Below are 26473 nucleotides of genomic sequence, written 5' to 3' on the forward strand. Positions count from 1 at the left end.
GGTTTCTCCAGAGTTCGGTTTGGCTGATGCGTGATGGTCCCCTATTTTGTTCAGCAAGCTGAACAATTGCAAACGGAAGGCAGGAGCGTGACCGAGGATGGGCTCGAAAACTGGCCGACAGGCCGCTTGCTGTCGACTGCGGCGCGCCTCGTCGAACACTCGTGGGAGCAGGTCCTACGCAGCCAGGACATGACGCACGCCGGACTTATCGTCTTACATTCCATCGCCATGTCCCCCGCGTCGCAGCGAGACATCGCCAAGAAGGCTCGGGTAACCGACCAGACCATGAGTCGGACCGTCGATCGCCTCGAGCGTGCCGGCTACGTCACCCGGGATACCGATCCGCGCGACGAACGACGACGCCTTATAGCCATCACGGCGTCCGGGCAAGCGACCTATGAACGCCTACTCGAACTCGAAAAGGACGAAGCCGCTCTGGCCTTCGGCGCCGGAGATGTGTCGGCATTGCGCGAACAGCTACTACGGCTGGTTCGGTCACCGGAACTCAATCCCAAGTACAACGAAAACTAGTACAACGAAAACTAGAAAGCCGGCCACGGGATCGTTCGATGCCCGTTCGGCACAGGCATGACTGCTGACAACGTCAGCTCACGCGCCCGCTGCGCCAGCGCCGCAATTTCGTCGTCGGTAACCAGTTCCGACAGTTCATCACCGAAACTGCCGTCGACAGTTGCCGCAAATTCCGCGACATCCGCGATCAAGGGCCCGGGAACTTGTTGGCCTGCCCATCCCCACAGGACAGTGCGTAGTTTGTTGTCCGTGTGCATGCAGATTCCGTGATCCACGCCGTAGACGGAGCCGTCGATCCCTTCGAGTGCATGACCACCCTTGCGATCCGCGTTGTTGATGAGGACATCGAGCACTGCCATCCGCTGAAGCCGCGGATCATCGGCGTGAATGAGCGAAACCGGTTCCCCCGCAGAATCGAACGCCTGAAGAACCTCGAACCATCCTGACGGGACATTGTCCGGGCTGCAGAGATCGACGATGTCCGGCGTACCGAGCACGTCAGCGTGGCGGTCGACGGTGTCGATCCATTTCTGCACCATTCCTGGCCCAAAAGGTCCGTCGCGCAACACTGTTCGCGGGATGACACCCCACCCCAGCGCCTCCGACACCCGATACGACGCCACTTCGCGCCCCGCCAAGGTGCCGTCCGGGAAGTCCCACAACGGGCGCTCGCCGCGCACCGGCTTGTAGACGACCCGCATCGACTCGTCGCCGAGAACAGCGTCGCAGACCAAAGTTGCGTTGCTGGCAGTGGTGATCTGACCGATCACCGTCAGCTCACCTTCGAGCTGGACATCAGGGCCAGGCGAGCTCGACACCGCTCAGTCCTCGTCGGTGTCGGCGTCGTCGATCGCGAACCCGAACGAATCACCGCGGCGATATCCGTTGGTCCGGACGCAGATATGTCCGTCCGGAGCGAGGGGTTCGCCGCACAGCGGACATGGCGCACGGCCGGCGGCAATCACTCGCTCTGATCGCAGTGAGAATTCCCGCGCCTGCTCCGGCGTCAGGAACACCCGTACGGCGTCGGGTCCGTCGTCCGAATCGTCGAGCACGACCGACTCGTCGAACTCCGTTTCGCTCACTGCAAGAAGTTCCACCACAACGGCGCCGGCATCTGCATCCCAGCCCAAACCCATCGTCCCGACCCGGAATTCGGCATCCAACGGAGTAACAAGCGGACTGAGGTCGGTGATATCACCGGCTTCCGGCGGAACCTCGGTGCCGAAACGGCGATGTACCTCTTCGAGGAGTAGACCCATCCGGTCTGCCAGTACCTGAACCTGCTGCTTCTCGAGCAGCACGCTCACTACTCGCGCCTCGTGCACGGCTTGGAGATAAAAAGACCTGTCACCGGGTTCTCCCACGGTCCCTGCGACAAATCGGTCAGGGGTGCGAAATACGTGAATCGCGCGCGACATTGCACCTCCTCGAATTCGAGCGGAACTTCCCTGGGTACCCATTATCCGTCACGATCACACTCCGACCTCGCCGCCAGGCACGGATTCCTGTTCGGGAGCGGAGCCGTTGGTCGACGCCTTGGCCTGACCGATCGCCGCCAGCGCATCTCCCGTGTCGTTGACCCGCAGCACGAAGGGCGAGGTTGCGGAATATCGGATCACACTCATCGACGCCGGTTCGGCAACGATGCGCTGGAACGAATCGAGATGCATCGCGTACGCGTCCGCCAGTACGGATTTGATGACGTCGCCGTGTGTGCAGGCAATCCAAACGACGTCTTTGCCGTGCTCCTCGGCAAGCCTTCTGTCGTGTTCACGAATCGCGGCAACGGCCCGCGCTTGGACTTGCGCCAGCCCTTCACCATCGGGGAAGACGGCACCTGACGCGTGCCGCTGCACAACTTTCCACAGCGGTTCCTCGAGCAAATCCTTGAGGGGGCGGCCCGTCCACTGCCCGTAGTCCACCTCGACGAGGCGTTCCTCGACAACGGGAGTCAATCCACGGTCCGCAGCGATGGGACCCACCGTCTGCTCACATCGCAGCAGCGGAGACCGCACGATCTCGGCAATGTCGAGACCCACCAACCTGTCTACGACGGCCGCTGCCTGTTTCCGGCCGTGATCGTCGAGTTCGACGCCCGGCGTGCGACCGGCAAGTGTGTGGGCCGTGTTGGACGTCGACCGCCCGTGCCGCAGAAGGACAACTGTCATGCCATAACCCTAATGGGGCGGCGCAGAGCGCGGCGGGCGGTCGACGTCGAAACCGGCGTTATGTCGCGGACACAACCCCTGTGGCCAGCAACGCAAGGACGACTACGCCGAGAGCGATTCTGTAGCCGACAAACCAGTACATCGAATGATTGACCACAAACTTGAGCAACCACGCGATGGCCGCATAGCCGACCGCAAACGCGATCACCGTCGCGACGAACAGCTGGGGGCCACTGGCGTTCAGTCCCTCACCCGCAGGTTCGAAGGCATCGGGAAGGCTGAACAGTCCCGACGCCAGCACCGCCGGGATCGCCAGCAGGAACGAATAGCGTGCGGCGGCCTCACGTGTCAGTCCGAGAAACAGACCGGCGCTGATGGTTCCACCCGAACGCGACACTCCGGGGATGAGGGCGAGTGCCTGCGCCGAACCCATGATGATGCCGTCACGCGCCGTGAGGGACTCGATGGGTCGGGACTTACGTCCGTAGTACTCGGCGGCGGCGATCACGAGCGCAAAGACGATCAGCATTGTGGCGATCAGCCACAGATTTCGTGCGCCGGTACGGATTTGGTCCTTGAACAGGAACCCGAGAATACCGACGGGCAGCGTGCCGATGATGACGTACCAACCCATCCGGTAGTCGAGGTCGCCGCGATGCTCGGCGTGGAACAACCCCCGGAACCACGCGGTGATGATCCTCACGATATCGCGCGCAAAATAGATCAGGACCGCGAGTTCGGTGCCGAGCTGAGTCACCGCGGTGAAGGACGCACCGGCATCACTTCCGAAGAAGATCTCCGAGACGATGCGCAGATGCCCCGACGACGAGACGGGAAGAAATTCGGTCAATCCCTGCACGAGTCCCAGGACCATGGCCTGTAGCCATGTCATCGCCTCACCCATCAGAGAACCGCCCGGACTGATGCGAACTGCACTGATTCGAATGGGATTACTACACAACAGTTTCGTGGGGCGAGTTCACTTTTCACTGGCGTCACGCTACCGGTGCACCGCCAGACGTGCCGCGCCCGGCACGCTGATGCCCGAATCCCCCGAGTTCGGTCGGGCGACCACTAGTCTGCACGTGGTGAGAACTCCCGGGTGCGACGTACGCTCCCGGGTCGGGCGTGAGATGGACGGCATTGATGAAACACAGATCAGTCGGAACGAGCGGACTTCGGGTGTCGCGACTTGGACTCGGCACGCTCACCTGGGGACGCGACACCGACGGGGACGAGGCCGCCGCACAACTTCTGGCTTTTGCGGAAGCCGGCGGAACCCTGGTGGACAGCTCCCCCGCGTACGGTGACGGCGCGGCTCAACGACTCCTCTCCGAACTTCTCGACGACGTCGTCCCCCGCGACGAACTGATCGTCAGCTCGAGCGCGGGGATCCATCCCAACCCGATCGGCACGGATCGCGTCGACTGCTCGCGGCGAGGCCTGCTCCGCCAATTGGACGCCACACTGCGCGAACTCGGCACCGACTACCTCGACATGTGGCAAGTCGCGACCTGGGATCCGCTGACCCCGGTCGACGAGGTCGCTGCAACTCTCGACTACGCGGTCTCGAGCGGCAAAGTGCGCTACGTCGGCGTGCGCGGCTACCTCGGGTGGCAGTTGGCTACGGCCGTCGGCGCCTGCGGCACAACATCTCTCACCGCCACTCAGGCGGAGTACTCCCTGTTGGCGCGAGGCGTCGAAGAGGAATTGTTTGCCGCCGCATCACACCACGGCGTCGGAGTCTTTGCGGCTGTCCCCCTCGCCGGCGGTGTCCTCACCGGTAAATACCGCGGCGGGATTCCCGTCGATTCCCGCGGCGCCGACGACGCTCATTCCCACCACGTGCAGAGCTACCTCACGGATTCGTCGGTCCGGGTTGTCGACGCCGTCGTTACAGCCGCCGACGGTCTGGGTACCTCACCGTTGGCTGTTGCTCTCGCCTGGGCTCGCGATCGCCCCGGAGTTGCCAGCGCCGTCGTCGGTACTCGGGATCTCGCGCAATTGACGGGTGTACTGGTAGCCGAGGAGTTGGAGTTGCCTGCGGCGATCGCTGCTGCACTCGACGACGTGAGCGCGTAACTTGCGGTCTCACTCGACGAAATACCCGAATTACCCATTTAGCGAGGGCAGGCTAACCTAGTAGATAACACGTTCCTTAGCTAGAGGAGAACCTATGACCACGCTTGACGTAGACCACAGTCCCGCCGACGCGTCGGCCTTCTCCGAACGCATCAAGGCGGAGACCGATGCAGCGCACCGCGAAACCGAGCAGTCACGGTTTGTCGGCGCTCTCCTCGGCGGCGAACTGACCACCGCCGGATACGCGGCGCTACTGGGACAGACGTACCTGGTCTACACAAGCCTCGAAGAAGCCGGTCGTGCACACGCGGACAACGCGCTGGTCAACCCGTTCCTCTCCGACGATCTTCTCCGCGTCGCGGCGCTCGAAGCCGATCTCGAGTTCCTGAGCGGACCGAACTGGCGTGAGAGCCTGGAGGCCCTGCCGGCAACGCAGCGTTACGTGGCGCGTTTGCAGGAAGTTGCCTTCGACTCGCCGGCCGACTTCGTCGCGCACCACTACCTCCGGTACATGGGCGACCTGTCCGGCGGCCAGATCATCCGCCGCATGCTCGAGCGTGCGTACGGTTTCGAGACCGACGGCCTGCGTTTCTACATCTTCGACGGCATCCCCAAGCCCAAGCCGTTCAAGGACGCGTACCGCGCAAATCTCGACGCGCTCTCGATTTCTCCCGAAGACCAGCAGAAGTTCATCGACGAGGTCAACCTGGCCTACCGCCTCAACGGTGATCTGTTTGCCGACCTCGAGGGCAACATCGAGAGCTACCTCGTCAAATGAGCAAGCGGTGGGCCGCTGCCGCACTGGTTGCGGTTGCCGGGTTCGGATTGGTCGCATGTGGGTCGGCGGAAAACGACGGGGGCGGCTCGACGCAGGCCCGCACTGCGGTACTCGAGGATTCCAGTCCCACACCGGTAAGTGAAAATCCGGTCGCCGCGTTGCCCACCACAGTCACCGGCTTCGACGGCGTCCCCGTCACGATCACGGACAACAGTCGAATCATCGCTGCCGACAGGTACGGAACCTTTGCCGCAACCACGGTCGCACTCGGACTCGGGGACAACCTGGTCGGGCGTGACACGTCCGCCAAGTTCCCGGCTGTCGAAGACGTACCGGTAGTGACGGTAGGTGGTTCGTCGCTCAGCGCCGAAGCGATCCTCGATCTCAACCCGACCGTCGTTCTCACCGATACCAGCATCGGCCCACAGAGTGTGCAGGACCAACTGCGGGCAGCCGGGATTCCGGTCGTCTTCTTCGATCCCACCCGCACCCTCGAAGGTGTCCCGGCACAAATCCAGGCAGTCGCCGACGCCCTCGGTGTACCGGAACAGGGCAAGGCCTTGGTCAACCGGACCGAAGGCGAAATCGCCGCTGCGCGTGACCTGGTCCCCGATGACAGAGATCCCCTGAAGATCGCGTTCCTCTACCTCCGCGGATCGGCGATCACCATGATCGGCGGTGACGGATCCGGAGCCGATTCACTCATCGAAGCACTCGGCGCCGTCGACGCCGGAACAGCATCGGGCATCACGCAGAAATTTGCTCCCATCACCAGCGAAGCACTCATCGCGGCAGCGCCCGACGCGTTTTTGATGATGACCGACGGTCTCGCGTCCATCGGCGGGATCGACGGTCTCGAGAAGATCCCGGGCATCGCCCAGACCCCGGCCGGAAAGAACCAGCGGGTCGTCGACATGGAAGACGGCGTGCTGCTCAGCTTCGGCCCCAACACCGGGCGAGTGATGCAATCGCTCGCCGAAGCAATCTACGGACCCGCTGATTCGTGAGTACAGAAACAGATAAAGCAGTCGAGAAATCGGCACCACGACCGACATCGCGTTCACGAGTGAGCGGGGTGTTGATCGGGCTCACAGTCGCTTTGGTTATCGTCGCCGTGCTCTCCGCATGTATCGGTCAGGTGCCGACCTCGCCGCTCGAGGTCCTCGGCAGCATCATGCACCGCATCGGTCTGGACATCGGCCCGATGCCCGCCCACCCCAGCGGTGAAGTCACGCTCTGGGAAGTGCGCTTCCCTCGCGTCGTTCTGGCTATTTGCGTCGGCGCAGCTCTCGGATGTTCCGGCGCCCTGCTTCAAGGCGTCTTTGCCAATCCATTGGCCGAGCCGGGTGTGATCGGCGTGTCCTCCGGCGCAGCGGTAGGCGCCAGCGCGGTCATCGTGGTCGGCGGCAATTTCGTCGCAGGCTGGGCCATTGCAGCCGCAGCGTTTGTCTGCGGACTCCTGACCACGGCAATCGTCTACCTGTTCGCGCGCCACGAAGGCCGGACCGAAGTGGTCACCCTGGTCCTGACCGGTGTGGCGGTCAACGCGTTTGCCGGCGGACTCATCGCCTTCTTCACCTTCATCGCCAGCCCGTCGGCACGCGATCAGATCGTGTTCTGGCAACTAGGCAGCCTCAACGGCGCCACGTGGAATTCGGTCTTGGTGGTCGCACCGATGACCGTTGTCGGAATCGCCGCGACTATGGCGATCGCATCGCGTCTCGATCTCCTCGCCCTCGGCGAACATGCCGCCAGGCACCTGGGCGTCAACGTCGAACGGCTGCGACAGCTGGCGGTCTTGATCGTCGCCCTTCTGGTGTCGGCGAGCGTTGCCTTCACCGGCATCATCCTGTTTGTCGGACTGGTTGTCCCCCACCTCATGCGCATCGTCGTCGGTCCAGGTCACCGCGCGCTCATCCCGGCAAGCGCACTGACCGGCGCGTTGGTTCTCCTACTTGCCGACCTCGGATCCCGGTCCCTGATCGACAACGCCGACCTTCCACTCGGCATGCTCACGGCACTGGTCGGCGGACCCTTCTTCTTCTGGCTCCTCCGACGCACCCGTTCACAGCAAGGTGGGTGGGCATGAGCAGCATCGCCCGGAACTGGCGCGAACTGTTCGGACGAACGTCACCCGAACCGTCGAGTCCGCAGAGCGGTGACATCACGCTGCAAGCGCGGGACATCACCGTCGAGCGCGGTGGCAGGAACATCCTCGAAGGCGTCAGCGTCGACGTTCGCGCCGGCGAGGTAGTTGTTCTCGTGGGCCCGAACGGCGCAGGCAAGTCGACGCTCCTCGCGGCACTGTCGGGCGATCAGCCCGTCGTCGCCGGCCGCGTCGACGTCGATGGAACCGACCTGAATCACTGGACACCCTTGGACATGGCCAGGCGACGCGCCGTACTCCCCCAGAAACACACCATCGGCTTCTCGTTCACCGCTGCGCAGGTTGTCACGATGGGCAGGGCGCCGTGGGCCGGCACCGCCCGCGAGGAACGCGACGGCGACGCCATCGCGGCGGCAATGAAAACCTGTGACGTCGAAGCGTTTGCCCATCGGCCGTTTGCGGCGCTGTCCGGCGGCGAACAGGCGAGGGTTGCACTCGCCCGCGTTCTGGCGCAGGAAACGTCGACGGTTCTGCTCGACGAGCCCACGGCCGCACTTGATCTCGGGCATCAGGAAGCCGTCATGTCCGTTGCACGCAGCCGCGCGGCCGACGGTGACGCCGTCGTTGTCGTTCTCCACGATCTGGCGTTGGCCGCCGCCTACGCGGACCGGATAGTCGTCCTCGAGAACGGCCGCATTGCCGCCGACGGTCCACCTGCATCGGTTCTACGTGAGGATCTGCTCACCCGCGTCTACGGCTATCCCGTGGAGGTGTTCGCCCACCCACGGAGCGGCGCGACGCTGGTGATCCCGCGGCGCGATTCCCGCAGCACGCAGCATCAGCAAGCCGGCGTCAACGAACGGAATCGATGATCGAACCGAGCCGATCGAGCACTCCGCGCAACGTGGTCACACCGGAACCACGAGTCGGAGAATGTGACGAATCCGACTCAGCGGAATGTACTGCGTCTCGCACCACAGCAGAAATGCTGCGTTCATCGGTCAGATCGATATCGGTCACCGAACGATTGGCCGTGGCAATCACGTCGTCAGAACTCGGCACGGTGCGCTCGCAATAATCGCGATACACCTCGACGTACAGCACACTCTTGCGGACACGAAACGCGAAAGTTCGCCCCTCCGACCTGCCGAAACCGTGGGCATAGGGTCCTACCGAAATATCTTCGATCTCGAAATCGCCGAAAGATCCGCCAGGTCGTTCCGCAGCGGATTCGGTGGGTTCGACAGGAATCACAGTGATCTCCTCGAGGATTACCGCGTGGGCGGAAATCCGTATTTGTACGGTATCGCGTGCGAACAGCAGACGGAATGACCGTTGCACTTCGATGCAATGAAAACCGATTCGCAGCGATCAGGGATGATCGAGTGCAGGCGCGTTCCGCTGAAACACCGTCTCGAGTAGAAAACGAGGATTCAACACCATGACTCGCATTGGGCTCCGCACCACCACAGCAGCGATGGGGGCGGCGTTGATGCTGGTGACAGGATGTTCTTCCGAAAGCGACGGCACCAAGCTCCAGACAATTGATCCGGCCACCGCCGTCGTATCGCCTGCCACGACAAGTTCTCTGGACGGCGTCGTTCATCCGTATTCGGGTCGGATCGATTCCATCACATTTGATCCGGTTACGCGCAACGTACTTCTCGTATCGCAGGATCCGCCCGCCGTTCGGATCGTCGCGGCCGACGAGGTCGAGTCCGCTGGCCCGGCTGCGGCCGGCCGCGACATCAGCATCGACGGCAACATCCGGGACGTGTCGATCGCGTCCGACGGAAACGCACTGCTGTCCATGGACAACCAGGTTGTGAAGCTGAATCTGACGTCCGGCGAACAAACGTCCTTCGCCTCCCCCGACCCGGCCAACTCCGCTGTCGAGTTGCCCGACGGCCGCATCGCGATCGGAACCGAGCGAGGCACAGTTCACGTTGTCGATCCGAGTTCTGATAAGTCACAAACTATTTCAGGCCTTGCATCGGTCGACGAACTTGCCGTCACCGGCGACAACCTGAGCGCCCTCGATCATCGTCAGACCTCACTGACGGATATCAACCTCGACGAAGACCGACTCGGCGCAGCTCTGCGCGCCGGAGAAGGTGCGACGCACCTCGTGACCGACCATTTCGGTCGCATTCTCGTCACTGACACCACCGGCGACGAACTGCTGGTCTTCACCGCCGATTCTCTCATCCTGCGCCAGCGATTCCCGGTCGGCGATTCGCCGTACGCAGTGGCATACGACGAGACCGCCGATCGTGTGTGGGTGAGCTTGACCGGGACCAACGAAGTTGTCGGACTCGACCTCTCGTCGGGCATCCCGGTCGAAACGAACCGATTCAACACCGTTCGTCAGCCCAACTCTCTCGCGGTCGATTCGAGCACCGGAACCCTCGTCGTCGGTTCCGCAACCGGGGACGGCGTGCAGGTCATCCCCACGCGGAACGGCTGACGATGCAGCGGCACAACGGTGGATCGCCACATCTGCGACGCACTCCGTCACCACAGTGGGACATGTCCGACGATGTGTTCGACTATCTGCCGCTGCAACTACCGCCCCACGTCTCACGAGTGACGGCATCTATGCGCCTGGCAATTTCTGCGGAGTTCGGCGGTTGGGAACTCTCGCAGGTGCGGCTCTACCCCGACGGCAGTCGCCGGGTACTCCTGCGGCGCAAGAAGACACCATTGCACGTGGACAACCCGGACGGCATTGCTCACTGAGCCGCCCGTTTCATCGAAGATCTCACCAGACAAGCAGGAGAATCGTGTACCAACTGCTCTTGAGCCTGATGTTTCGGCTACCCCCGGAGCGCATCCACCACCTGGCCTTCACCGCGATGAAACTGGTGACTCGGTTTGCACCGATCCGGTGGCTCGTGGCGAAGGTTCTTGTTCTCGACGATCCGGTACTACGTAGTCAGGCATTCGGACTGACATTTCCCGCCCCACTCGGTTTGGCCGCAGGCTTCGACAAGGATGCAACCGGCGTCGACGCCTGGGGTCCGCTCGGTTTCGGATTCGCTGAAATCGGCACCGTCACCGCTCAGGCTCAGCCCGGCAATCCGCAGCCACGACTGTTCCGACTGCCTGCCGACCGTGCACTGATCAACCGGATGGGATTCAACAATCACGGCGCCGGACATGCCGCGAACTTCCTCCGTCAGCGCCGAGTCACCGTGCCGATCGGCGCGAACATCGGCAAGACCAAGATCGTCGACGCCGCGGACGCGCCCGCCGATTACACCGCCAGCGCCCAATTGCTCGGGCCGCTCGCCGATTTCATGGTCGTCAATGTCAGCTCCCCGAACACCCCCGGGTTGCGTGACCTGCAAGCCGTCGAGTCGCTGCGCCCGCTCCTGCAGGCCGTGCTCGATACGGTCCATATCCCGGTGCTGGTGAAGATTGCGCCTGATCTGTCCGACGAGGACGTCGACGCCGTCGCAGACCTGGCTATCGAACTCGGGTTGGCCGGCATCGTGGCCACGAACACCACAATTCGCCGTGACGGTTTGAAAACCCCGGACGCGGAGGTAGCCGCGATCGGCGCCGGTGGACTCTCGGGCGCTCCCGTCGCGGACCGTTCACTCGAGGTACTTCGCCGGCTGTACGCGCGGGTTGGCGACAAGCTCACCATCATCTCTGTCGGCGGTATCGAAACAGCTGACCAGGCGTGGGAGCGGATTCTTGCGGGTGCAACCCTGGTGCAGGGCTACACCGGCTTCATCTACGGCGGCCCGTTCTGGGCGCGCAGCATTCACAAGGGAATCGCGAAGCGTGTTCGCGCGGCTGGTTTCTCGTCGATCAGCCAGGCCGTCGGGGCGGAAAACCCCCGCTGAACGCTGTGCGCCTTTGTTAACCGCGGGCGGTTAACAAAGGCGCACAGTGCGTTATGCGACCTCGAACGTCCCGGTCAGCGTTGCACGCGCAATTGCGTGTTGGAACACGTTGAACCCGAGGAATGCCGGCGAGGAATCAGCCGTGACTCCGTCGAGCTTGTCCACGTCGAGCGCGTGTACCGCGACGATGTAGCGATGCGGGCCGTGCCCGGGAGGCGGGCCTGCACCGATGAAGCCGAATCCGCCGCCGTCGTGGCGCAGAGTCACGGTTCCCGCAGGAAGGTCAGTGCTGTCCGCACTGCCGATACCGGCAGGCAGTTCGGTGACCGAAGCGGGAATGTTCGCTACGGCCCAGTGCCAGAATCCCGACGCCGTCGGAGCATCCGGATCGAACACGGTGACCACAAAGCTCTTCGTCTCAGCGGGGAAACCCGACCAGGAGAGCTGCGGCGAGATGTCCTGCCCACCGGGGACGCCGAAAGCGCCACTCGCCTGCGCAAGTTTCAGCGGCTCACCGGCCGTGATGTCTTCACTGGTCAGCTCGAAGCTCGGGAGCTTCGGCAATGGTTCGTACGGATCGTAAGCCATGCGAATCCTCTCTGTTTCTTGTACTCGGTGACTGTCCACGCGTTCAGGAATTGCGGAGAAAATGTTCCAGCACGCGTGTTCCGAACAGTAGTGCGTCCACCGGCACCCGCTCGTCGACGCCGTGGAACAGCGCGGTGAAATCGAGTTCCGGCGGCAACTGCAGCGGCGCAAACCCGAAGCACCGAATCCCGAGCTTCGCGAAGGCCTTTGCGTCGGTGCCCGCGGAGAGCATGTACGGCACAGTGCGCGCGCCTGGGTCATGGGCCAGGATTGCGTCGTTCATCGCGTCGACAAGATGACCGTCGAACGTTGTCTCGTACGAGTCGAGTTTGGTGATCCACTCTCGGGTGACGTCGGGTCCGATCAGGGCGTCGACGGTGCGCTCGAACTCGGCTTGACGGCCGGGAAGCACACGGCAGTCGAAGACAGCCTCGGCTGTCTGAGGAATGACATTCGCCTTGTAACCGGCTTTGAGCATGGTCGGATTGGCGGTGTCGCGGAACGTTGCACCGATGATGTTGGAGATGCTCCCCAGCTTCGCGAGTGTCCCGTCGATGTCCGGTGACGTCGGGTCGAAGTCGAGCCCGGTTTCCTCGCCGACCGCGGTCAGGAACTCCGCGACCGAATCGGAGATCACGATCGGGAATTCATGCGCGCTCAGGCGGGCCACCGCACCGGCCAACGTTGCCACGGCGTTGTCGTCGTGCAGGAAGGAGCCGTGTCCGGCTCGGCCTTTTGCGGTGAGCCGCATCCAGCCAAGTCCCTTTTCCGCGGTCTCCACGACATACAGCCGACGGTCGGTTCCGTCCGGACGCGGAACGGTCAGCGAGAATCCGCCCACTTCACCGACTGCTTCGGTGACGCCCTCGAACAGATCCGGACGGTGCTCCACAAGCCACTGACAGCCGTACTTGCCGCCTGCCTCTTCATCGGCGACGAAGGCAAACACAAGATCACGCGGCGGCACTGTTCCCTCTGCCTTGAACTGCCGCGCCAGGGCCAGGATCATCCCGACCATGTCCTTCATGTCGACGGCGCCACGTCCCCAGATGTAACCGTCCTGCACGGTGCCGGAGAAGGGGTGAACACTCCAGTCGGCGGGCTCGGCCGGGACGACGTCCAAGTGCCCGTGCAGCATGAGAGCCCCACGGCCGGACTCGGCGCCTTTCAACCGGGCAAACACATTGCCGCGTCCGGGCGCGCCGGATTCGACGTACTCGGTCTCGTATCCCACTTCCTGAAGTTGAGCGGCGACCCATTCCGCGCACGCCCGTTCACCCTTGGTTGTTTCGAGTTCTCCCGTATTGGATGTGTCGAACCGGATCAGTGAGCTGACAAGTTCGACAACTTCGCTTTCGGCGCGAGAAGGGCCTGAGTTATTCGGCGATAAGGACATGTCACTTTCCTACCACCGAAACACCCGCCGCGGCGGCATGGACGTGGTCCGACCTGGCGATTTGGGCAACCTCACCGAATCGGATACTCTTTCCCAGCACCGAGAAATCGGGGCCGAGTCCGAGTGGCGGAATGGCAGACGCGCTAGCTTGAGGTGCTAGTGTCCTATTAACGGACGTGGGGGTTCAAGTCCCCCCTCGGACACTCGAATAAACAACCAATGACTCCAGCTGATGAAGCTGGGGTCATTTTTTGTTCACTATGTACCGAATGCCGGAAATCCGGACATTCCGTGTGCTTGACTCGTTTATGCGCAAATCACTGCTGGTCGCAGCGTTGCTCGGTACGTCCGTGATTGTCACGGCAATGCCGGCGGGAGCCGCTACGCAGACCTGGGACGGTGACTACTCGGTCAAGCGGTTCGCAGCCTCGAAAACGGGCACCAGTCTCGCGGCGAGTCAGTGGGAACCGGACTTCTCCGATATCTACACTTTCGAAACCGATTGCTCCGCCGAACCCTGTGTCGCCACCGTGATCGCCGGGCCGGCGCCGGCTAATCCGACTTTGCCTCAGCCTGCGCAATACACGTGGGACGGCACCAGTTGGGTTCATCCGTACGACTGGGAATGGGACTGCTATCAGGGTGAGGGTGTACCCAAAGTGATGGCGCCGGCTCATTCCTTGGCCTATTACACGCCGCAGCCAGACGGCACCCTGGTCGGTTCGTGGCGCACCGACATCTACGGCGGGCCCTGCGACGGTTCGGTGATCATGGACGTCGCGGCCTACCCCGTCGCTCCGAATCCGGGACCATTCGGCAGCGGCAGCTGACACGCCTGAACAGGACAAACGTCCACACCGCCGACGCGATTTGGGAGAGCGGGACAGCATCGGATACTCTTTCCCAGCACCGAGAAATCGGGGCCGAGTCCGAGTGGCGGAATGGCAGACGCGCTAGCTTGAGGTGCTAGTGTCCTATTAACGGACGTGGGGGTTCAAGTCCCCCCTCGGACACTCTGTGTTGAGACAGACAGGAAAAGCTCCGGTTCATTGAACCGGAGCTTTTCTCGTAAAAGGCCAAGTTCCCACACCGGGAACAGACCGCGCGAGCGGCGATCGAGATGGAACAGAAGTTCACGTGGATACAGACACACGGCAGTTCGACGTAACGGATACAGAATCTGCGGGAGCAGAACTGGCCGGACTCGACCCCGCAGAACTCGAAATCTGCTTGAAGGTTCTGCGCGAAGCAGCCGAACTCGACGACGAGCATCCCGACTCGATCATCATGCAGCGTGCCGTCGGCCATCTGTTCAAACGACTCAAGAAGAAGCGTCGCCTCGCCTCGCGTGCGGCGGTCAACGAAGCCGACCGCAGTGTCGTCGCCGCAACGGCGACGGGATCACCGGATCGAATCGACGACGAAACCGCCGGCATCCCCATCACGTCCAACACTGCCGGGGCAATCGCGGGCACCCTTATCAAGGCGCGTCCCTGCTATATCTGCAAGCAGCGCTACACCCAGGTCGACGCGTTCTATCACCAGTTGTGCCCGGACTGCGCCGCAACTTCCCGCGCCAAGCGTGACGCCAGCACAGACCTGACCGGACGCCGCGCACTCTTGACCGGTGGCCGCGCCAAGATCGGCATGTACATCGCGCTACGCCTCCTGCGCGACGGCGCCCACCTGACGATCACCACGCGATTCCCCAACGACGCGATCCGGCGCTTCAAAGCGATGGAAGACAGCGCCGACTGGATTCACCGCCTTCGCATCGTCGGCATCGACCTCCGCGACCCTGCGCAGGTAGTCGCCCTTGCCGATTCCGTTGCAGCACAAGGCCCTCTCGACATCCTGATCAACAACGCCGCCCAGACCGTGCGCCGCTCCCCCGGCGCGTACGGCGCTCTGGTCGACGCCGAATCCGGCGCATTGCCGGCGGGCGAGCTCCCCGATGTGGTGACCTTCGGCAAAACCAGCGACGCGCATCCCGCAGCGCTCGCAGGCTCGCTGTCCGACGTCGCAGCCATCACGTCCGGAAATCTCTCCGCCGACGCCGTCAGCTCGCTCGCGCTGGTCGCGAAATCCGCGTCACCCGATCGCATCGAGCAGGGCATCGCCATCGATGCCGGCGGACTCCTCCCCGACCTCGCACACACCAACAGCTGGGTTCAGACCGTCGAGGAAGTTGATCCGATCGAGCTTCTCGAAGTGCAACTCTGCAATTCGGTTGCTCCGTTCATTCTGGTCTCGCGCCTGCGCCCGTCGATGGCGGCAGCAGCAGCGCGTCGTAAGTACGTCGTGAACGTCTCCGCGATGGAAGGCCAGTTCAGCCGCGCGTACAAGGGTCCTGGTCACCCGCACACCAACATGGCGAAAGCAGCACTGAACATGCTCACTCGCACCAGCTCCAAGGAAATGCTCGAGGACGGCATCCTCATGACTGCCGTCGACACCGGGTGGATCACCGACGAGCGCCCCCACTTCACCAAGATGCGCCTCGCCGACGAGGGTTTCCACGCTCCGCTCGACCTTGTCGACGGCGCCGCCCGCGTCTACGACCCCATCGTTCAGGGCGAACTGGGCGTCGACATCCATGGCTGCTTCCTCAAGGACTACAAGCCCTCACCCTGGTGAGAGAGGTGACCGCACACACCTCACCGTCTCGATGTGGCGATCTCGACACCCCGTATACGCCGTGTCGAGTACCGCATTTGAGGTAGTGCCCGGCGATACCGCGCGATAATGGACCCCGACACTGCCCACTGCCTCGGAGGAACCATGACGATTGCCGTCGTACACAAGGACAGCCCGGAGGGCCGCGCGGCAATTGTCCACGGAGCACGAGAATCTGTGAATCGGCGTGAGCAACTTGTCGTGCTGCACGTACTCGACGACGTCAATGTCCCGGACACTGACGAAGACAGCGCGGCTTTGCGCGGCGAGATCCAATCGGCACTGGACGCCGGAGGATTCGCGCAGACTCCGTGGGAGCTCCGCACCACAGAACACGACGGCGATCCGGTGACCGCGCTGGTCGAGTTGGTCGATGCCGTCGAAGCCGATCTGTTGATCGTGGGAACGCGTCGTATGTCCCCGATCGGCAAGTTCCTACTCGAGCGCCCGCTGCAGCGGCTACTGCTCGAAGTCGAGGTTCCGATCCTCGTCGTGAAGGAACCACTACCTGCGGAGTGAGCTCACTCACACGCATTCGGGTCCCGCATTTGTAGGCTGACTACATGACCGGACCCGTGAGTGACCGCAATATCGACAGTCGACCCGAGCGCGAACTCGACATCATCGTCTACGGAGCTACCGGCTTCGTCGGCAAACTCCTTGCCGAATACCTCGTTCAGCATGCACCCGCCGGAACGAAGATCGGCCTCGGCGGGCGTTCCCTCGAGAAGCTGACCGCCGTGCGGGCCGGACTGGGTGCTGCGGCAGCCGAACTCCCCCTCGTTGTCGCCGACGCCGATGATTCGACCGCCTTGAAGGCGCTTGCCGAACGGACGCGCGTCGTAGCTACGACGGTCGGTCCGTATGCCAAGTACGGCCATCAGTTGGTTCACGAATGCGCCGCCGCGGGAACCCATTACGTCGACCTCACCGGTGAGGTTCTCTTCCACCGCGAGAGCATCGACGCCAATCACGAACTTGCCATGTCGACAGGTGCCCGCATCGTCCATTCGTGCGGCTTCGATTCCGTCCCTTCCGATCTTGGGGTCCATGTTCTTCACAAGCTGATCGAAGCGGACGGCGCCGGGGAGTTGACGGACACCACGCTGGTGGTCACGTCACTGCGCGGCGGCGTCAGCGGCGGGACCATCGATTCACTCCGCACACAGATCGACGTGTCGAAACACGATGCACGGTTGCGGAAACTCGCGGCCTCGCCGTACTCGCTGAGCCCCGATCGCGCCAGCGAACCCGATCTGGGAAAGCAGAGTGACGCCACGGTGGTCGACGGCCGAAAGATCGATCCGTCGCTGCACGGCTGGAAGGCGCCGTTCTTCATGGCGTCGTACAACACCCGAGTCGTGCGTCGCAGCAATGCCCTTCGTGAGTGGGCATACGGCCGAAAGTTCAAGTACACCGAGGTGATGAACGTCGGTTCGTCGGTGGTCTCACCGGTGATCGCCGGCGGCGTTGCCGTGGGACTTGGCGCCTTGATCGCAGGCCTCGCACTGCCGCCGACGCGTTTCCTCCTCGACAAGGTTCTGCCATCCCCGGGCGAGGGACCAAGCGAGGACACTCAGAGCAAAGGCCACTTCACCCTTGACGTATTCACGGTGACCACAACGGGCGCGCGCTACACCTCGCGTGTCCGGGCCAAAGGCGACCCGGGATATAGTGCTACCGCAGTGATGCTCGGCGAATCAGCGCTGAGTCTTGCTGTCAGCAACGCAGAATTGCCCGATAACGCAGCATTACCCAACGCTGCAGGCGTCCTCACCCCGGCCACAGCCTTGGGGGATGTCCTGGTCGAACGTCTGCGTCGTAGCGGTTTCGAGATCTCCGCAGGCCGGTTGTGATGTATCCATCGAGGCTCTGTCCACCTGCGAGATACTCACGAGTAACATTGATTGTGGTTCATGGCACCCGTCGTGGTGCTCCGATTTCGGAAAAGTGAGGCTATTCATGACTGAGCGCGTTCAGGTCGGCAGTCTGCAGGTTGCCAAGGTTCTCTACGACTTCGTGGTCGAGGAGGCTCTGCCAGGCACCGGTGTAGATGCCGAGACCTTCTGGGCCGGCGCTGACAAGGTCATCACCGAGCTCGCGCCGAAGAACCGCGCCCTGCTTGCCAAGCGCGACGATCTGCAGGCGCAGATCGATCAGTGGCATCGCAACCAGGCCGGCGCTCCCATCGACGCCGCCGCATACAAGGCGTTCCTGCAGGAAATCGGATATCTCCTGCCCACCCCCGCCGAGTTCTCCGTGACGACCACCAACGTCGACACCGAGATCACCTCAACCGCGGGCCCGCAGTTGGTCGTCCCGATCCTCAATGCCCGCTTCGCGCTCAACGCCTCCAACGCTCGCTGGGGTTCGTTGTACGACGCGCTCTACGGCACCAACGCCATCTCCGAGGAGAACGGCGCCGAGAAGGGGTCGGGCTACAACAAGGTCCGCGGCGACAAGGTCATCGCCTGGGCTCGTGAATTCCTCGACGCGGCAGCACCTCTCGCATCGGGATCGCACGCCGATTCGACCAAGTACTCGATCGACGGCAGTGAGCTGAAGGTCACCCTGGCGGACGGCACTGTCACCACGCTCGCCCAGCCGGAGAAGTTTGTCGGCTACCTCGGTGAGAAGGACGCGCCCACCAGCATTCTGCTGCGCAACAACGGACTGCACGCCGAGATCCAGATCGACGCGTCCTCCCCGATCGGCAGCACCGACGCGGCCGGCGTCAAGGACGTCGTTCTCGAATCCGCGGTCACCACCATCATGGACTTCGAGGATTCGGTCGCCGCTGTCGACGCCGACGACAAGGTCGTCGGTTACCGCAACTGGTTGGGCCTCAACCGCGGCGACCTGTCCGAGGAGATCAAGAAGGGCGCCAAGTCCTTCACCCGCACGCTCAACGGCGACCGTAAGTACACCGCCGTCGACGGCAGCGAACTCAGCCTGCACGGCCGTTCACTCCTGTTCGTCCGCAACGTCGGTCACCTCATGACCAACCCGGCGATCCTCGACGCCGACGGCAACGAGGTTCCCGAGGGCATTCTCGACGCGTTGATCACCAGCGCCTGTGCTGTCCACGGCTTGTCGATCAGCGACGCCAACGGCCCACTGGACAACAGCCGCACCGGCTCGATCTACATCGTCAAGCCCAAGCAGCACGGTCCCGAGGAAGTTGCCTTCACCACCGAACTGTTCGGCCGTGTCGAGCAGGTCCTCGGCCTGCCGGAGAACACGCTCAAGGTCGGCATCATGGACGAAGAGCGTCGTACGACGGTCAACCTTGCAGCCTGCATCAAGGAAGCCGTCGACCGCGTTGTCTTCATCAACACCGGCTTCCTCGACCGCACCGGCGACGAGATCCACACCTCCATGGAAGCCGGCGCGATGGTGCGCAAGGCCGAGATGAAGAAGCAGAAGTGGATCGGCGCGTACGAGGACTGGAACGTCGACACCGGCCTGGCCTGCGGTCTGCAGGGCAAGGCTCAGATCGGCAAGGGCATGTGGGCCATGACCGAACTGATGGCGGACATGCTCGAGCAGAAGATCGGCCACCCCAAGGCCGGCGCCAACACCGCCTGGGTGCCTTCGCCCACCGGCGCCACCCTGCACGCGACGCACTACCACCGCGTCGACGTGTTCGCGGTTCAGGACGGCCTGAAGGGTAAGCCGCGCGCGAGCGTCGACGACATCCTGACCATTCCGCTCGCCCCCAGCACCGACTGGACGGACGCGGAGAAGAAGGAAGAACTCGACAACAACTGCCAGTCCATCCTCGGCTACGTCGTCCGGTGGATCGACGCGGGTGTCGGCTGCTCCAAGGTTCCCGACATCCACGATGTCGCCCTCATGGAGGACCGCGCAACGCTACGCATCTCGAGCCAGCTGCTCGCCAACTGGCTGCGTCACGGCATCGTCAGCGAGACCGATGTCGTGAGCGCACTCGAGCGCATGGCACCGGTTGTCGACCGCCAGAACGAGGGCGACGCGGAATACCGGAACATGGCACCTGATTTCGATTCCAACATCGCCTTCCAGGCCGCGAAGGAACTGATCCTCGAAGGTGCGAAGCAGCCCAGCGGATACACGGAGCCGATCCTGCATCGCCGCCGCCGCGAGTACAAGGCCGCCAACGCCTGATTTCACCTCGCTCAACTCGAACAGCCTCGACGCCGCTCCCGGTGTCGAGGCTGTTCGCGTTGGCCCCGAAGATTCGTCACTAGACTGGCTCTCGGCAGAGATCGTCGAGTGAGCAAGGTAGGGCAGCGTACGTGGGCGAACATCGCGGCGGGTCAGGCGCCAGAGGTATCAGTAAGGGGCCGATCCTTGTTGTCGTGGCGGTCGTCCTGATCGTGGCCGGATTCTTCGGGTGGAAGGCCCTCGGTAATCGCATCGACGATCAAGGTCAGCAAGCAGCGGGGACGTGCGTCGAGGGCAACCGGACGCTCGACATCACGGTTGATCCGTCGATTGCCCCGCAGGTCGAGCAGTTGGCCAAGCGATTCACCGACACTTCACCGGTGATCCGAGATCATTGCATCACCACTGCAATCAATGCGGTTCTATCGCCATTAATCGCAAATGCCCTGGCAGCAGGCGCCGAATGGGATTCCGCCGCGCTCGGACCGCGCCCAAATCTGTGGATTCCGACCAGTTCTTTCGAACTCGCCCCACTGTCCGGTAAAGCCGTGATCAACGGAGAGCCACGGTCCATCGCGAACTCGCCGGTTGTGCTGGCGGTTGCGCCGGAGACAGCAACGTCGCTGGAGTCCGCGAACGCGGGATGGCAGTCCCTCGGTGACACAACACTCGCACTTCCGGTTGGCAGCCCGCAGACCGTCATGGCAACGCAGGCAATTGCCGCGGCCGTGGCTGGCGCGGGTTCTGGACCGGTCCCCCTCGAACAGGCTCAGTCCAGCCAAGTCACATCGGCATTGAGCGCTCTGGCGTCACAGTTTCAATCTCTCCCGACGCCGCCCGCCACCACCGCCGACGCACTAGCCGCCCTCACCAGCGGCGCCCCTGCCACTGTCACCGCCGTCCCGGCCATCGAACAGTCGATCGCCCAGTCGGCCAACGCTGACATGACGGCATTTTCCCCGAGCGGCGCAACTCCGCTCGCGGACTATCCGGCGGTGATCGTCGCGGGCGGCGGAATCGACGAAACCGCCTCACGCGCCGCCGCACAGTTCTCCGAGTTCATGCGCGATGCGGAGCAGTCCCAGATCTTTGTCGACGCCGGATTCCGCGTCGAGGGTAAGAGTGTCCCAGATCTGGGTGCACTCGAACCCGCGCAGATCACCTCAACCCTGACGCCCGCATCGGCGGAAACTGCCACTGCTCTGAACGCTGTTGTCGCCAACCCCGTTTCCGTTCGCAGCGCAACCATCCTGCTGGATACCTCGACGTCGATGAGCGCCAACTTGTCCGCAGCCGGTACGGCGATCGAGTCTCAGTTGGTCCGCAGCCCGGACGCCTCCGATGTCGGGTTGCACGCGTTCCCCGGTTCCGACGCCGCGGCAGCGGAGCGTGTAATCGTTCCCGGCGCACCCCTCAACGCTGATCAACGAACCAAACTCACCGCCGCTATGAGCAGTCTCAGCGCTGAAGGAAAATCATCGAAGTACCCCGCGCTGGCCGCAGCGTACAAAGACGCGGCAACCGGATACGACGCCGATCAAACCAACTCCGTTCTGCTGGTCACCTCTGCTGCCACCGACGAGTCGACGATGACACGCGCCGAACTCCTCAGCGCCATCGCGTCGGCAACTGATCCAGCTCGCCCGGTGCGGGTCGACATTCTGGTTATCGGTTCCAGTGGCGATGCCGCCACGCTGCAAGATGTCTCCGACAGAACTGGTGGGACATTGATTCGCGTGAACCCGGATGACTCCGCCGCGATGTCGGCTGCAGTCGCGGAACTGCTGTCCTGATGGCGCGGATCGCAGTATTTGCCGTTGTTCTCGCGCTTCTCACCTGGTTTCTGCACCGCAGGCTGGTCCGGGCAACCGGCATGCCGACGCGGTGGGCCCGCATCACCGACACCGCATTGGTGCTGTTGGCCGTTCTGACGCTCATCGGCATGGGGAGCGGTGAGGTCTTCGCCACGTCGTGGGCCCGCCCGGTCGGGTTTCTCGGGTGGGTCTGGTTGGCTTCGTGGTTGTATCTGATTCCGGGGCTGCTGATCATCGGAGTGTGCGCCGGGGTCAATCGTCTGGCGCGTAGACGCCATGAGGAACCTGAGGTGGATCCGGCTAAGCGTCGTACTTTGCAGTTGGCAACCGCCGCGGTCACGGTTGCGGCGTTGGGCACTGCCGCATACGGGGTGTACGAGGCGTCGAACCCGAAGGTCTCCCGGATTCGGGTGCCGTTGGCCCGCCTGCCCGAAGGCTTCAACGGCTACCGGATTGCCTTGATCACCGACTTGCATGTGGGCCCGGCCCGCGGAGTCGACTTCACCCGCAAGGTGGTCGAGATCGTGAACTCGCAGAATGTCGATCTGATTGCGATCGGCGGTGACCTCGTGGACGGCACAGTCGCGAAGGTTGCTCCCGATCTTGGGCCGCTCGCCGATCTTCATGCGCCGGACGGGATCTTCGGGGTCAGTGGCAATCACGAGTTCTACGCCGACGACGGCGGCAAGTGGCTCGATGTGTGGGAAACCTTGGGGATCACCACGCTTCGTAACAGCCGAGCACCGATCGAGCGTGGCGGCGACACCATCGACATCGTGGGCATCCACGACTACAGGTCACCGGCCCCGTACGAGCCGGATCTGACAGCAGCACTGAACGGGCACGATCCGAACACGTTTGCCTTGCTGCTCGCCCACGAACCCCGCCAAGCGCTCGAAGCGTCGGAGATGGGCATCGATCTGCAACTGTCCGGGCACACGCACGGCGGACAGATGTGGCCGCTGCGCTATCTCGTCCCGCTGCAACAACCTTCGGTGCAGGGCCTGGACACGATCGGCAATACCGTTCTGTACACAACGCGCGGCGCCGGAGCGTGGGGTCCGCCGGTGCGCGTCGGCGCGCCGCCGGAGATCACCGTCCTCGAACTCGTTCGCGAGAACTGATGGTCTCCGGCGGGCACACGCCTTAGTTCCCTGCGAACGCTTCGATCGGCGGGCACGAGCAGATCAGGTTGCGGTCGCCGTGTGCACCGTCGATACGACGCACGGACGGCCACACCTTGGGACGAGCCTTACCGCGCGGGAACACTGCGATCTCACGCGAGTACGGGTGATCCCACTGCGCCGCGATGCTTCCGGCAGTGTGGGGAGCGCCGCGAAGCGGGTTGTCCTCCACAGTCCACTCACCGGCTCCCACGCGATCGATCTCGCCGCGAATGGCGATCATCGCGTCGCAGAACTCGTCGATTTCCTCGAGGTTTTCACTCTCGGTCGGCTCGACCATCAAGGTGCCGACCACGGGGAAGCTCATGGTCGGAGCGTGGAAACCGTAGTCGGCGAGACGCTTTGCGACGTCGTCGACGGTCACGCCGGTGTCCTTGGTCAGACCGCGCAGGTCGAGGATGCACTCGTGCGCGACCATGCCGTTCTCGCCGGTGTAGAGAACCGGGAAGTACTCGTCGAGTCGACGCGCGATGTAGTTGGCCGACGCGATGGCGGTCAGGCTGGCGCGGCGCAGGCCCTGAGCACCCATCATCCGGATGTAGGTCCAGGTGATGGGCAGAATGGACGCACTGCCGTACGGCGCTGCCGAGATCGTGCCTCTACCACCGAGTTCGGGGGCCATCGGGTGTCCGGGCAGGAACGGCGTCAGGTGCGAGCGCACGCCGATCGGTCCGACGCCGGGTCCCCCGCCGCCGTGCGGGATGCAGAAGGTCTTGTGCAGGTTCAGGTGGCTGACGTCGCCACCGAATCGGCCCGGACGAGCAAGGCCGACAAGCGCGTTGAGGTTGGCGCCGTCGACGTACACCTGGCCGCCGGCGTCGTGTACTGCTGCGCAGATGTCGGAGATCTCGTGCTCGTAGACACCGTGGGTGGACGGGTAGGTGATCATGATCGCGGCGAGACGCTCGGCATGATCGGCGATCTTCGCGCGCAGATCGTCGACGTCGACGTCACCGTTGGGGCGGCACGCAACAACCTCGACGCGCATCCCGGCCATGACGGCCGAAGCCGCGTTGGTGCCGTGAGCACTCGACGGGATGAGGCAGGTGTCGCGGTGATCGTCGCCGCGGCTGAGGTGGTAGTTACGGATCGCGAGCAGGCCCGCGTACTCCCCCTGGCTTCCGGCGTTGGGCTGCAGGCTGACGTTGTCGTAGCCGGTGACCGCAACCAGCCAGTCCTCGAGGTCCTTGATGATCTTCAGCAGTCCCGGTGCGTCGGACGTCGGCGCAAACGGGTGGATTGCGTTGAACGCGGGCCACGTGATGGATTCCATCTCGGCGGTCGCGTTGAGCTTCATGGTGCACGAACCCAGCGGGATCATGCTGCGATCGAGCGCAATGTCCTTGTCGGACAGCGCGCGCAGGTAGCGAAGCATCGCTGTTTCCGTACGGTAACGGGTGAAGGCTTCGTGCTGCAGGTAGTCGGACGTGCGCTCCTGATCAGCCGGAACCGAGTTGCCCTCTGCTTCGATGGCAACAACAGCGTCGTCGATACCGAAAGCGTCGAGCACCGCGAGAACGTGATCGGCGGTGGTGGCCTCGTCGCAGGAGATGCCGACATGATCGGCGTCGACCAGACGCAGGTTGATTCCGGATTCCTTTGCGGCAGCGACAACGTCGGCCGCCTTGCCCGGAACCTGAGCCAGCACGGTGTCGAAGAACGAATCGTGGACAACGGTCACGCCGCCCTCACGCAAACCGTTTGCCAACGCGTGCGCCCGGGCAGCGACGCGCAAGGCAATCGCCTTGAGTCCCTCGGCGCCGTGGTAGCTCGCATACATCGCGGCCAGGATGGCGAGGAGCACCTGAGCGGTGCAGATGTTGGACGTCGCCTTCTCACGGCGAATGTGCTGCTCACGCGTCTGCAGCGCCAGGCGATACGCCTTGTCTCCGTCCGCGTCGATGGACACGCCGACCAAACGGCCGGGCAGCTGACGCGCGAGCTTGGAGTGCACCGCCAGGTAACCGGCGTGCGGTCCGCCGTAACCCATGGGAACACCGAAGCGCTGGGTGGTGCCGAAGCACGCGTCCGCACCGAGCTCACCGGGCGAGGTGATGAGCGTCATCGCAAGTAGGTCGGCACCGACGGCCACCAGTGCGCCGCGCTCATGAGCTTCCGCAATGATCGAGGTGTAGTCGACAACGCGTCCAGAAGCGCCCGGGATCTGGGCGATGACACCGAAGAAATCGCCCTCGGGCAGTCCGGCAGTGAGGTCAGCGGAGACGATCTCGATGCCGAGCGGCTCGGCGCGCGTCTCGATGACAGCAAGGGTCTGCGGGTACAGGTCCGCGTCGACGACACAGCGTGGGGACTTGCTGCGGTTCGCGCGGCGCAGGAGCGTCATGGCTTCGGCAGCGGCGGTGGCCTCGTCGAGCATGGACGAGTTGGCGAGCTCCATGCCGGAAAGATCGGCGACCATGGTCTGGAAATTGAGGAGGGCTTCGAGGCGGCCCTGGCTGATCTCGGGCTGGTACGGCGTGTACGCGGTGTACCAGGCCGGGTTCTCGATGATGTTGCGCAACAACACCGGCGGTGTCAACGTATCGAAGTAGCCGAGGCCGATCATCGACGTGGCGACCGTGTTCTGGGCAGCGAGGGCGGACAGTTCCGCGAGCGCTTCGTGCTCTCCGACCGGCAACGGCAATGCGTCGAGTCCGGCAGCGATTCCGCCGGGTGCGGCGTCGAGAATGACCGACGGAACGGCCTTGGTTGCGAGATCGTCGAGGGAGTCGACCCCGATGAGTTCGAGGATGCGCGCGAGTTCCGCGGCGTTCGGACCGACATGGCGGTCGGCAAAATTACGGCTTGCAGCGTCGATCACGACAACTCCCAGGCAGATCGGAGGATCAGGACACACACCGACTGCGGTGTGTTCCTCCCCCTCTGTCGCCTGCTCGACAACGAGCGCCTGAGAGATTCGGTAGTGATCCACCATGCCGGCGGAACCACAGCCTTTCCCCGTCGGCGGGTGGGTTATCCCACCGCTTTCCAGAGGCGTCGGAGCCCGTACGGTCCTTGGTGCCTGAGAGATTGACGGGGAGGTATTGCTCCTTCGGCGCCCTGATAACGCTCACGACAAGTCCGCAAATCGAAGACTGGTGTGTGAAGCACTACCCGAGGCTCTCCCGTACGCCGGCGACGCGTGG

Annotated in this window: 24 protein-coding genes, 2 tRNA genes and 1 riboswitch; of the genes, 18 read left to right on the forward strand and 8 right to left on the reverse strand. The window is 63.4% G+C overall.

Features of this window, described 5'->3' with window-relative positions; all coding sequences use genetic code 11:
- The first annotated feature begins 87 nt into the window (after positions 1-87).
- Entirely contained in the window at positions 88-531 is a 444-nt protein-coding gene (locus CJ178_RS06240) for a MarR family winged helix-turn-helix transcriptional regulator (protein ID WP_033231932.1), read from the forward strand.
- An 11-nt stretch (positions 532-542) separates the two neighbouring features.
- On the opposite strand, the gene CJ178_RS06245 is transcribed toward CJ178_RS06240, so the two are convergent.
- The 4 genes from CJ178_RS06245 to CJ178_RS06260 are packed head-to-tail and all read right to left on the reverse strand — an operon-like array spanning position 543 to position 3606.
- Complete coding sequence (locus CJ178_RS06245; RefSeq protein WP_033231931.1) at positions 543-1349, reverse strand: SCO1664 family protein; 807 nt, start codon at positions 1347-1349, stop codon at positions 543-545.
- A gap of 3 nt (positions 1350-1352) precedes the next feature.
- A complete protein-coding gene (locus CJ178_RS06250) occupies positions 1353-1952 on the reverse strand; it encodes a DUF3090 domain-containing protein (protein ID WP_033231930.1) in 600 nt (199 codons plus the stop codon).
- A 54-nt stretch (positions 1953-2006) separates the two neighbouring features.
- On the reverse strand, positions 2007-2702 hold the full coding sequence (locus tag CJ178_RS06255) for a histidine phosphatase family protein (protein WP_033231929.1): 696 nt from the start codon (positions 2700-2702) through the stop codon (positions 2007-2009).
- A gap of 58 nt (positions 2703-2760) precedes the next feature.
- A complete protein-coding gene (locus CJ178_RS06260) occupies positions 2761-3606 on the reverse strand; it encodes an undecaprenyl-diphosphate phosphatase (protein WP_080711626.1) in 846 nt (281 codons plus the stop codon).
- A gap of 242 nt (positions 3607-3848) precedes the next feature.
- On the opposite strand from CJ178_RS06260, the gene CJ178_RS06265 reads away from it, so the two are divergent.
- The 5 genes from CJ178_RS06265 to CJ178_RS06285 all read left to right on the forward strand — a co-directional run bounded on the left by CJ178_RS06265 (position 3849) and on the right by CJ178_RS06285 (position 8541).
- On the forward strand, positions 3849-4784 hold the full coding sequence (locus CJ178_RS06265; RefSeq protein WP_033231928.1) for an aldo/keto reductase: 936 nt from the start codon (positions 3849-3851) through the stop codon (positions 4782-4784).
- Positions 4785-4878: 94 nt separating this feature from the next.
- Positions 4879-5562 carry a biliverdin-producing heme oxygenase gene (locus tag CJ178_RS06270; RefSeq protein ID WP_045067844.1) on the forward strand — a complete coding sequence of 228 codons (684 nt, stop codon included), beginning with the start codon at positions 4879-4881 and terminating at the stop codon, positions 5560-5562.
- Positions 5559-6569, forward strand: coding sequence for a heme/hemin ABC transporter substrate-binding protein (locus tag CJ178_RS06275; protein ID WP_045067845.1), 1011 nt, complete (start codon positions 5559-5561; stop codon positions 6567-6569). Before CJ178_RS06270 ends, CJ178_RS06275 begins: the two co-directional genes overlap by 4 nt.
- Positions 6566-7651 (forward strand): FecCD family ABC transporter permease, encoded by a 1086-nt coding sequence (locus tag CJ178_RS06280; protein ID WP_033231925.1) that lies wholly within the window; start codon positions 6566-6568, stop codon positions 7649-7651. Before CJ178_RS06275 ends, CJ178_RS06280 begins: the two co-directional genes overlap by 4 nt.
- Positions 7648-8541: a heme ABC transporter ATP-binding protein gene (locus CJ178_RS06285; protein WP_092807709.1), complete on the forward strand. Its 894-nt coding sequence runs from the start codon at positions 7648-7650 to the stop codon at positions 8539-8541. Before CJ178_RS06280 ends, CJ178_RS06285 begins: the two co-directional genes overlap by 4 nt.
- Here the strand turns inward: CJ178_RS06285 and CJ178_RS06290 are convergent.
- Entirely contained in the window at positions 8522-8923 is a 402-nt protein-coding gene (locus tag CJ178_RS06290) for a hypothetical protein (RefSeq protein WP_045068164.1), read from the reverse strand. The two genes, CJ178_RS06285 and CJ178_RS06290, sit on opposite strands and share 20 nt — an antisense overlap.
- Before the next feature lie 187 nt (positions 8924-9110).
- On the opposite strand from CJ178_RS06290, the gene CJ178_RS06295 reads away from it, so the two are divergent.
- The 3 genes from CJ178_RS06295 to CJ178_RS06305 all read left to right on the forward strand — a co-directional run bounded on the left by CJ178_RS06295 (position 9111) and on the right by CJ178_RS06305 (position 11523).
- A complete protein-coding gene (locus CJ178_RS06295) occupies positions 9111-10136 on the forward strand; it encodes a lipoprotein (RefSeq protein WP_033231924.1) in 1026 nt (341 codons plus the stop codon).
- A 62-nt stretch (positions 10137-10198) separates the two neighbouring features.
- The gene (locus CJ178_RS06300) at positions 10199-10408 is read left to right on the forward strand and encodes a DUF5703 family protein (protein WP_138873227.1); all 210 of its coding nucleotides are present in this window, start codon (positions 10199-10201) and stop codon (positions 10406-10408) included.
- Positions 10409-10452: 44 nt separating this feature from the next.
- Positions 10453-11523: a quinone-dependent dihydroorotate dehydrogenase gene (locus CJ178_RS06305; RefSeq protein ID WP_033231922.1), complete on the forward strand. Its 1071-nt coding sequence runs from the start codon at positions 10453-10455 to the stop codon at positions 11521-11523.
- Between the two features lie 51 nt (positions 11524-11574).
- On the opposite strand, the gene CJ178_RS06310 is transcribed toward CJ178_RS06305, so the two are convergent.
- Positions 11575-12111: a YbhB/YbcL family Raf kinase inhibitor-like protein gene (locus CJ178_RS06310; protein ID WP_045067848.1), complete on the reverse strand. Its 537-nt coding sequence runs from the start codon at positions 12109-12111 to the stop codon at positions 11575-11577.
- 43 nt (positions 12112-12154) lie between these two features.
- Positions 12155-13507, reverse strand: a complete 1353-nt coding sequence (locus CJ178_RS06315; protein ID WP_045067849.1) for a M20/M25/M40 family metallo-hydrolase — start codon at positions 13505-13507, stop codon at positions 12155-12157.
- 117 nt (positions 13508-13624) lie between these two features.
- Here CJ178_RS06315 and CJ178_RS06320 point away from each other — a divergent pair.
- The 9 genes from CJ178_RS06320 to CJ178_RS06360 all read left to right on the forward strand — a co-directional run bounded on the left by CJ178_RS06320 (position 13625) and on the right by CJ178_RS06360 (position 23267).
- Positions 13625-13710, forward strand: a tRNA-Leu gene (locus CJ178_RS06320).
- 105 nt (positions 13711-13815) lie between these two features.
- The gene (locus CJ178_RS06325) at positions 13816-14337 is read left to right on the forward strand and encodes a hypothetical protein (RefSeq protein ID WP_072782541.1); all 522 of its coding nucleotides are present in this window, start codon (positions 13816-13818) and stop codon (positions 14335-14337) included.
- A 97-nt stretch (positions 14338-14434) separates the two neighbouring features.
- Positions 14435-14520: transfer RNA gene (locus CJ178_RS06330), tRNA-Leu, on the forward strand.
- A gap of 181 nt (positions 14521-14701) precedes the next feature.
- Positions 14702-16144 carry an SDR family oxidoreductase gene (locus CJ178_RS06335; RefSeq protein ID WP_084702887.1) on the forward strand — a complete coding sequence of 481 codons (1443 nt, stop codon included), beginning with the start codon at positions 14702-14704 and terminating at the stop codon, positions 16142-16144.
- Between the two features lie 144 nt (positions 16145-16288).
- Positions 16289-16702 (forward strand): universal stress protein, encoded by a 414-nt coding sequence (locus CJ178_RS06340; RefSeq protein WP_033232182.1) that lies wholly within the window; start codon positions 16289-16291, stop codon positions 16700-16702.
- A 44-nt stretch (positions 16703-16746) separates the two neighbouring features.
- Positions 16747-18039: a saccharopine dehydrogenase family protein gene (locus tag CJ178_RS06345; protein WP_095886372.1), complete on the forward strand. Its 1293-nt coding sequence runs from the start codon at positions 16747-16749 to the stop codon at positions 18037-18039.
- Between the two features lie 106 nt (positions 18040-18145).
- The gene (locus CJ178_RS06350; RefSeq protein WP_095886373.1) at positions 18146-20329 is read left to right on the forward strand and encodes a malate synthase G; all 2184 of its coding nucleotides are present in this window, start codon (positions 18146-18148) and stop codon (positions 20327-20329) included.
- 131 nt (positions 20330-20460) lie between these two features.
- Positions 20461-22122: a substrate-binding domain-containing protein gene (locus CJ178_RS06355; protein ID WP_095886374.1), complete on the forward strand. Its 1662-nt coding sequence runs from the start codon at positions 20461-20463 to the stop codon at positions 22120-22122.
- Positions 22122-23267 (forward strand): metallophosphoesterase, encoded by a 1146-nt coding sequence (locus CJ178_RS06360; protein ID WP_095886375.1) that lies wholly within the window; start codon positions 22122-22124, stop codon positions 23265-23267. Before CJ178_RS06355 ends, CJ178_RS06360 begins: the two co-directional genes overlap by 1 nt.
- A 22-nt stretch (positions 23268-23289) precedes the next feature.
- Here CJ178_RS06360 and gcvP read toward each other — a convergent pair whose 3' ends face one another.
- On the reverse strand, positions 23290-26148 hold the full coding sequence (gene gcvP, locus CJ178_RS06365; RefSeq protein WP_095886376.1) for an aminomethyl-transferring glycine dehydrogenase: 2859 nt from the start codon (positions 26146-26148) through the stop codon (positions 23290-23292).
- A gap of 52 nt (positions 26149-26200) precedes the next feature.
- Positions 26201-26329: riboswitch (glycine riboswitch) on the reverse strand.
- Positions 26330-26473: the final 144 nt, after the last annotated feature.

Origin of the sequence: Rhodococcus sp. ACPA4 (assembly GCF_002300185.1) — a bacterium.
Classification (GTDB): domain Bacteria; phylum Actinomycetota; class Actinomycetes; order Mycobacteriales; family Mycobacteriaceae; genus Rhodococcus_F; species Rhodococcus_F globerula.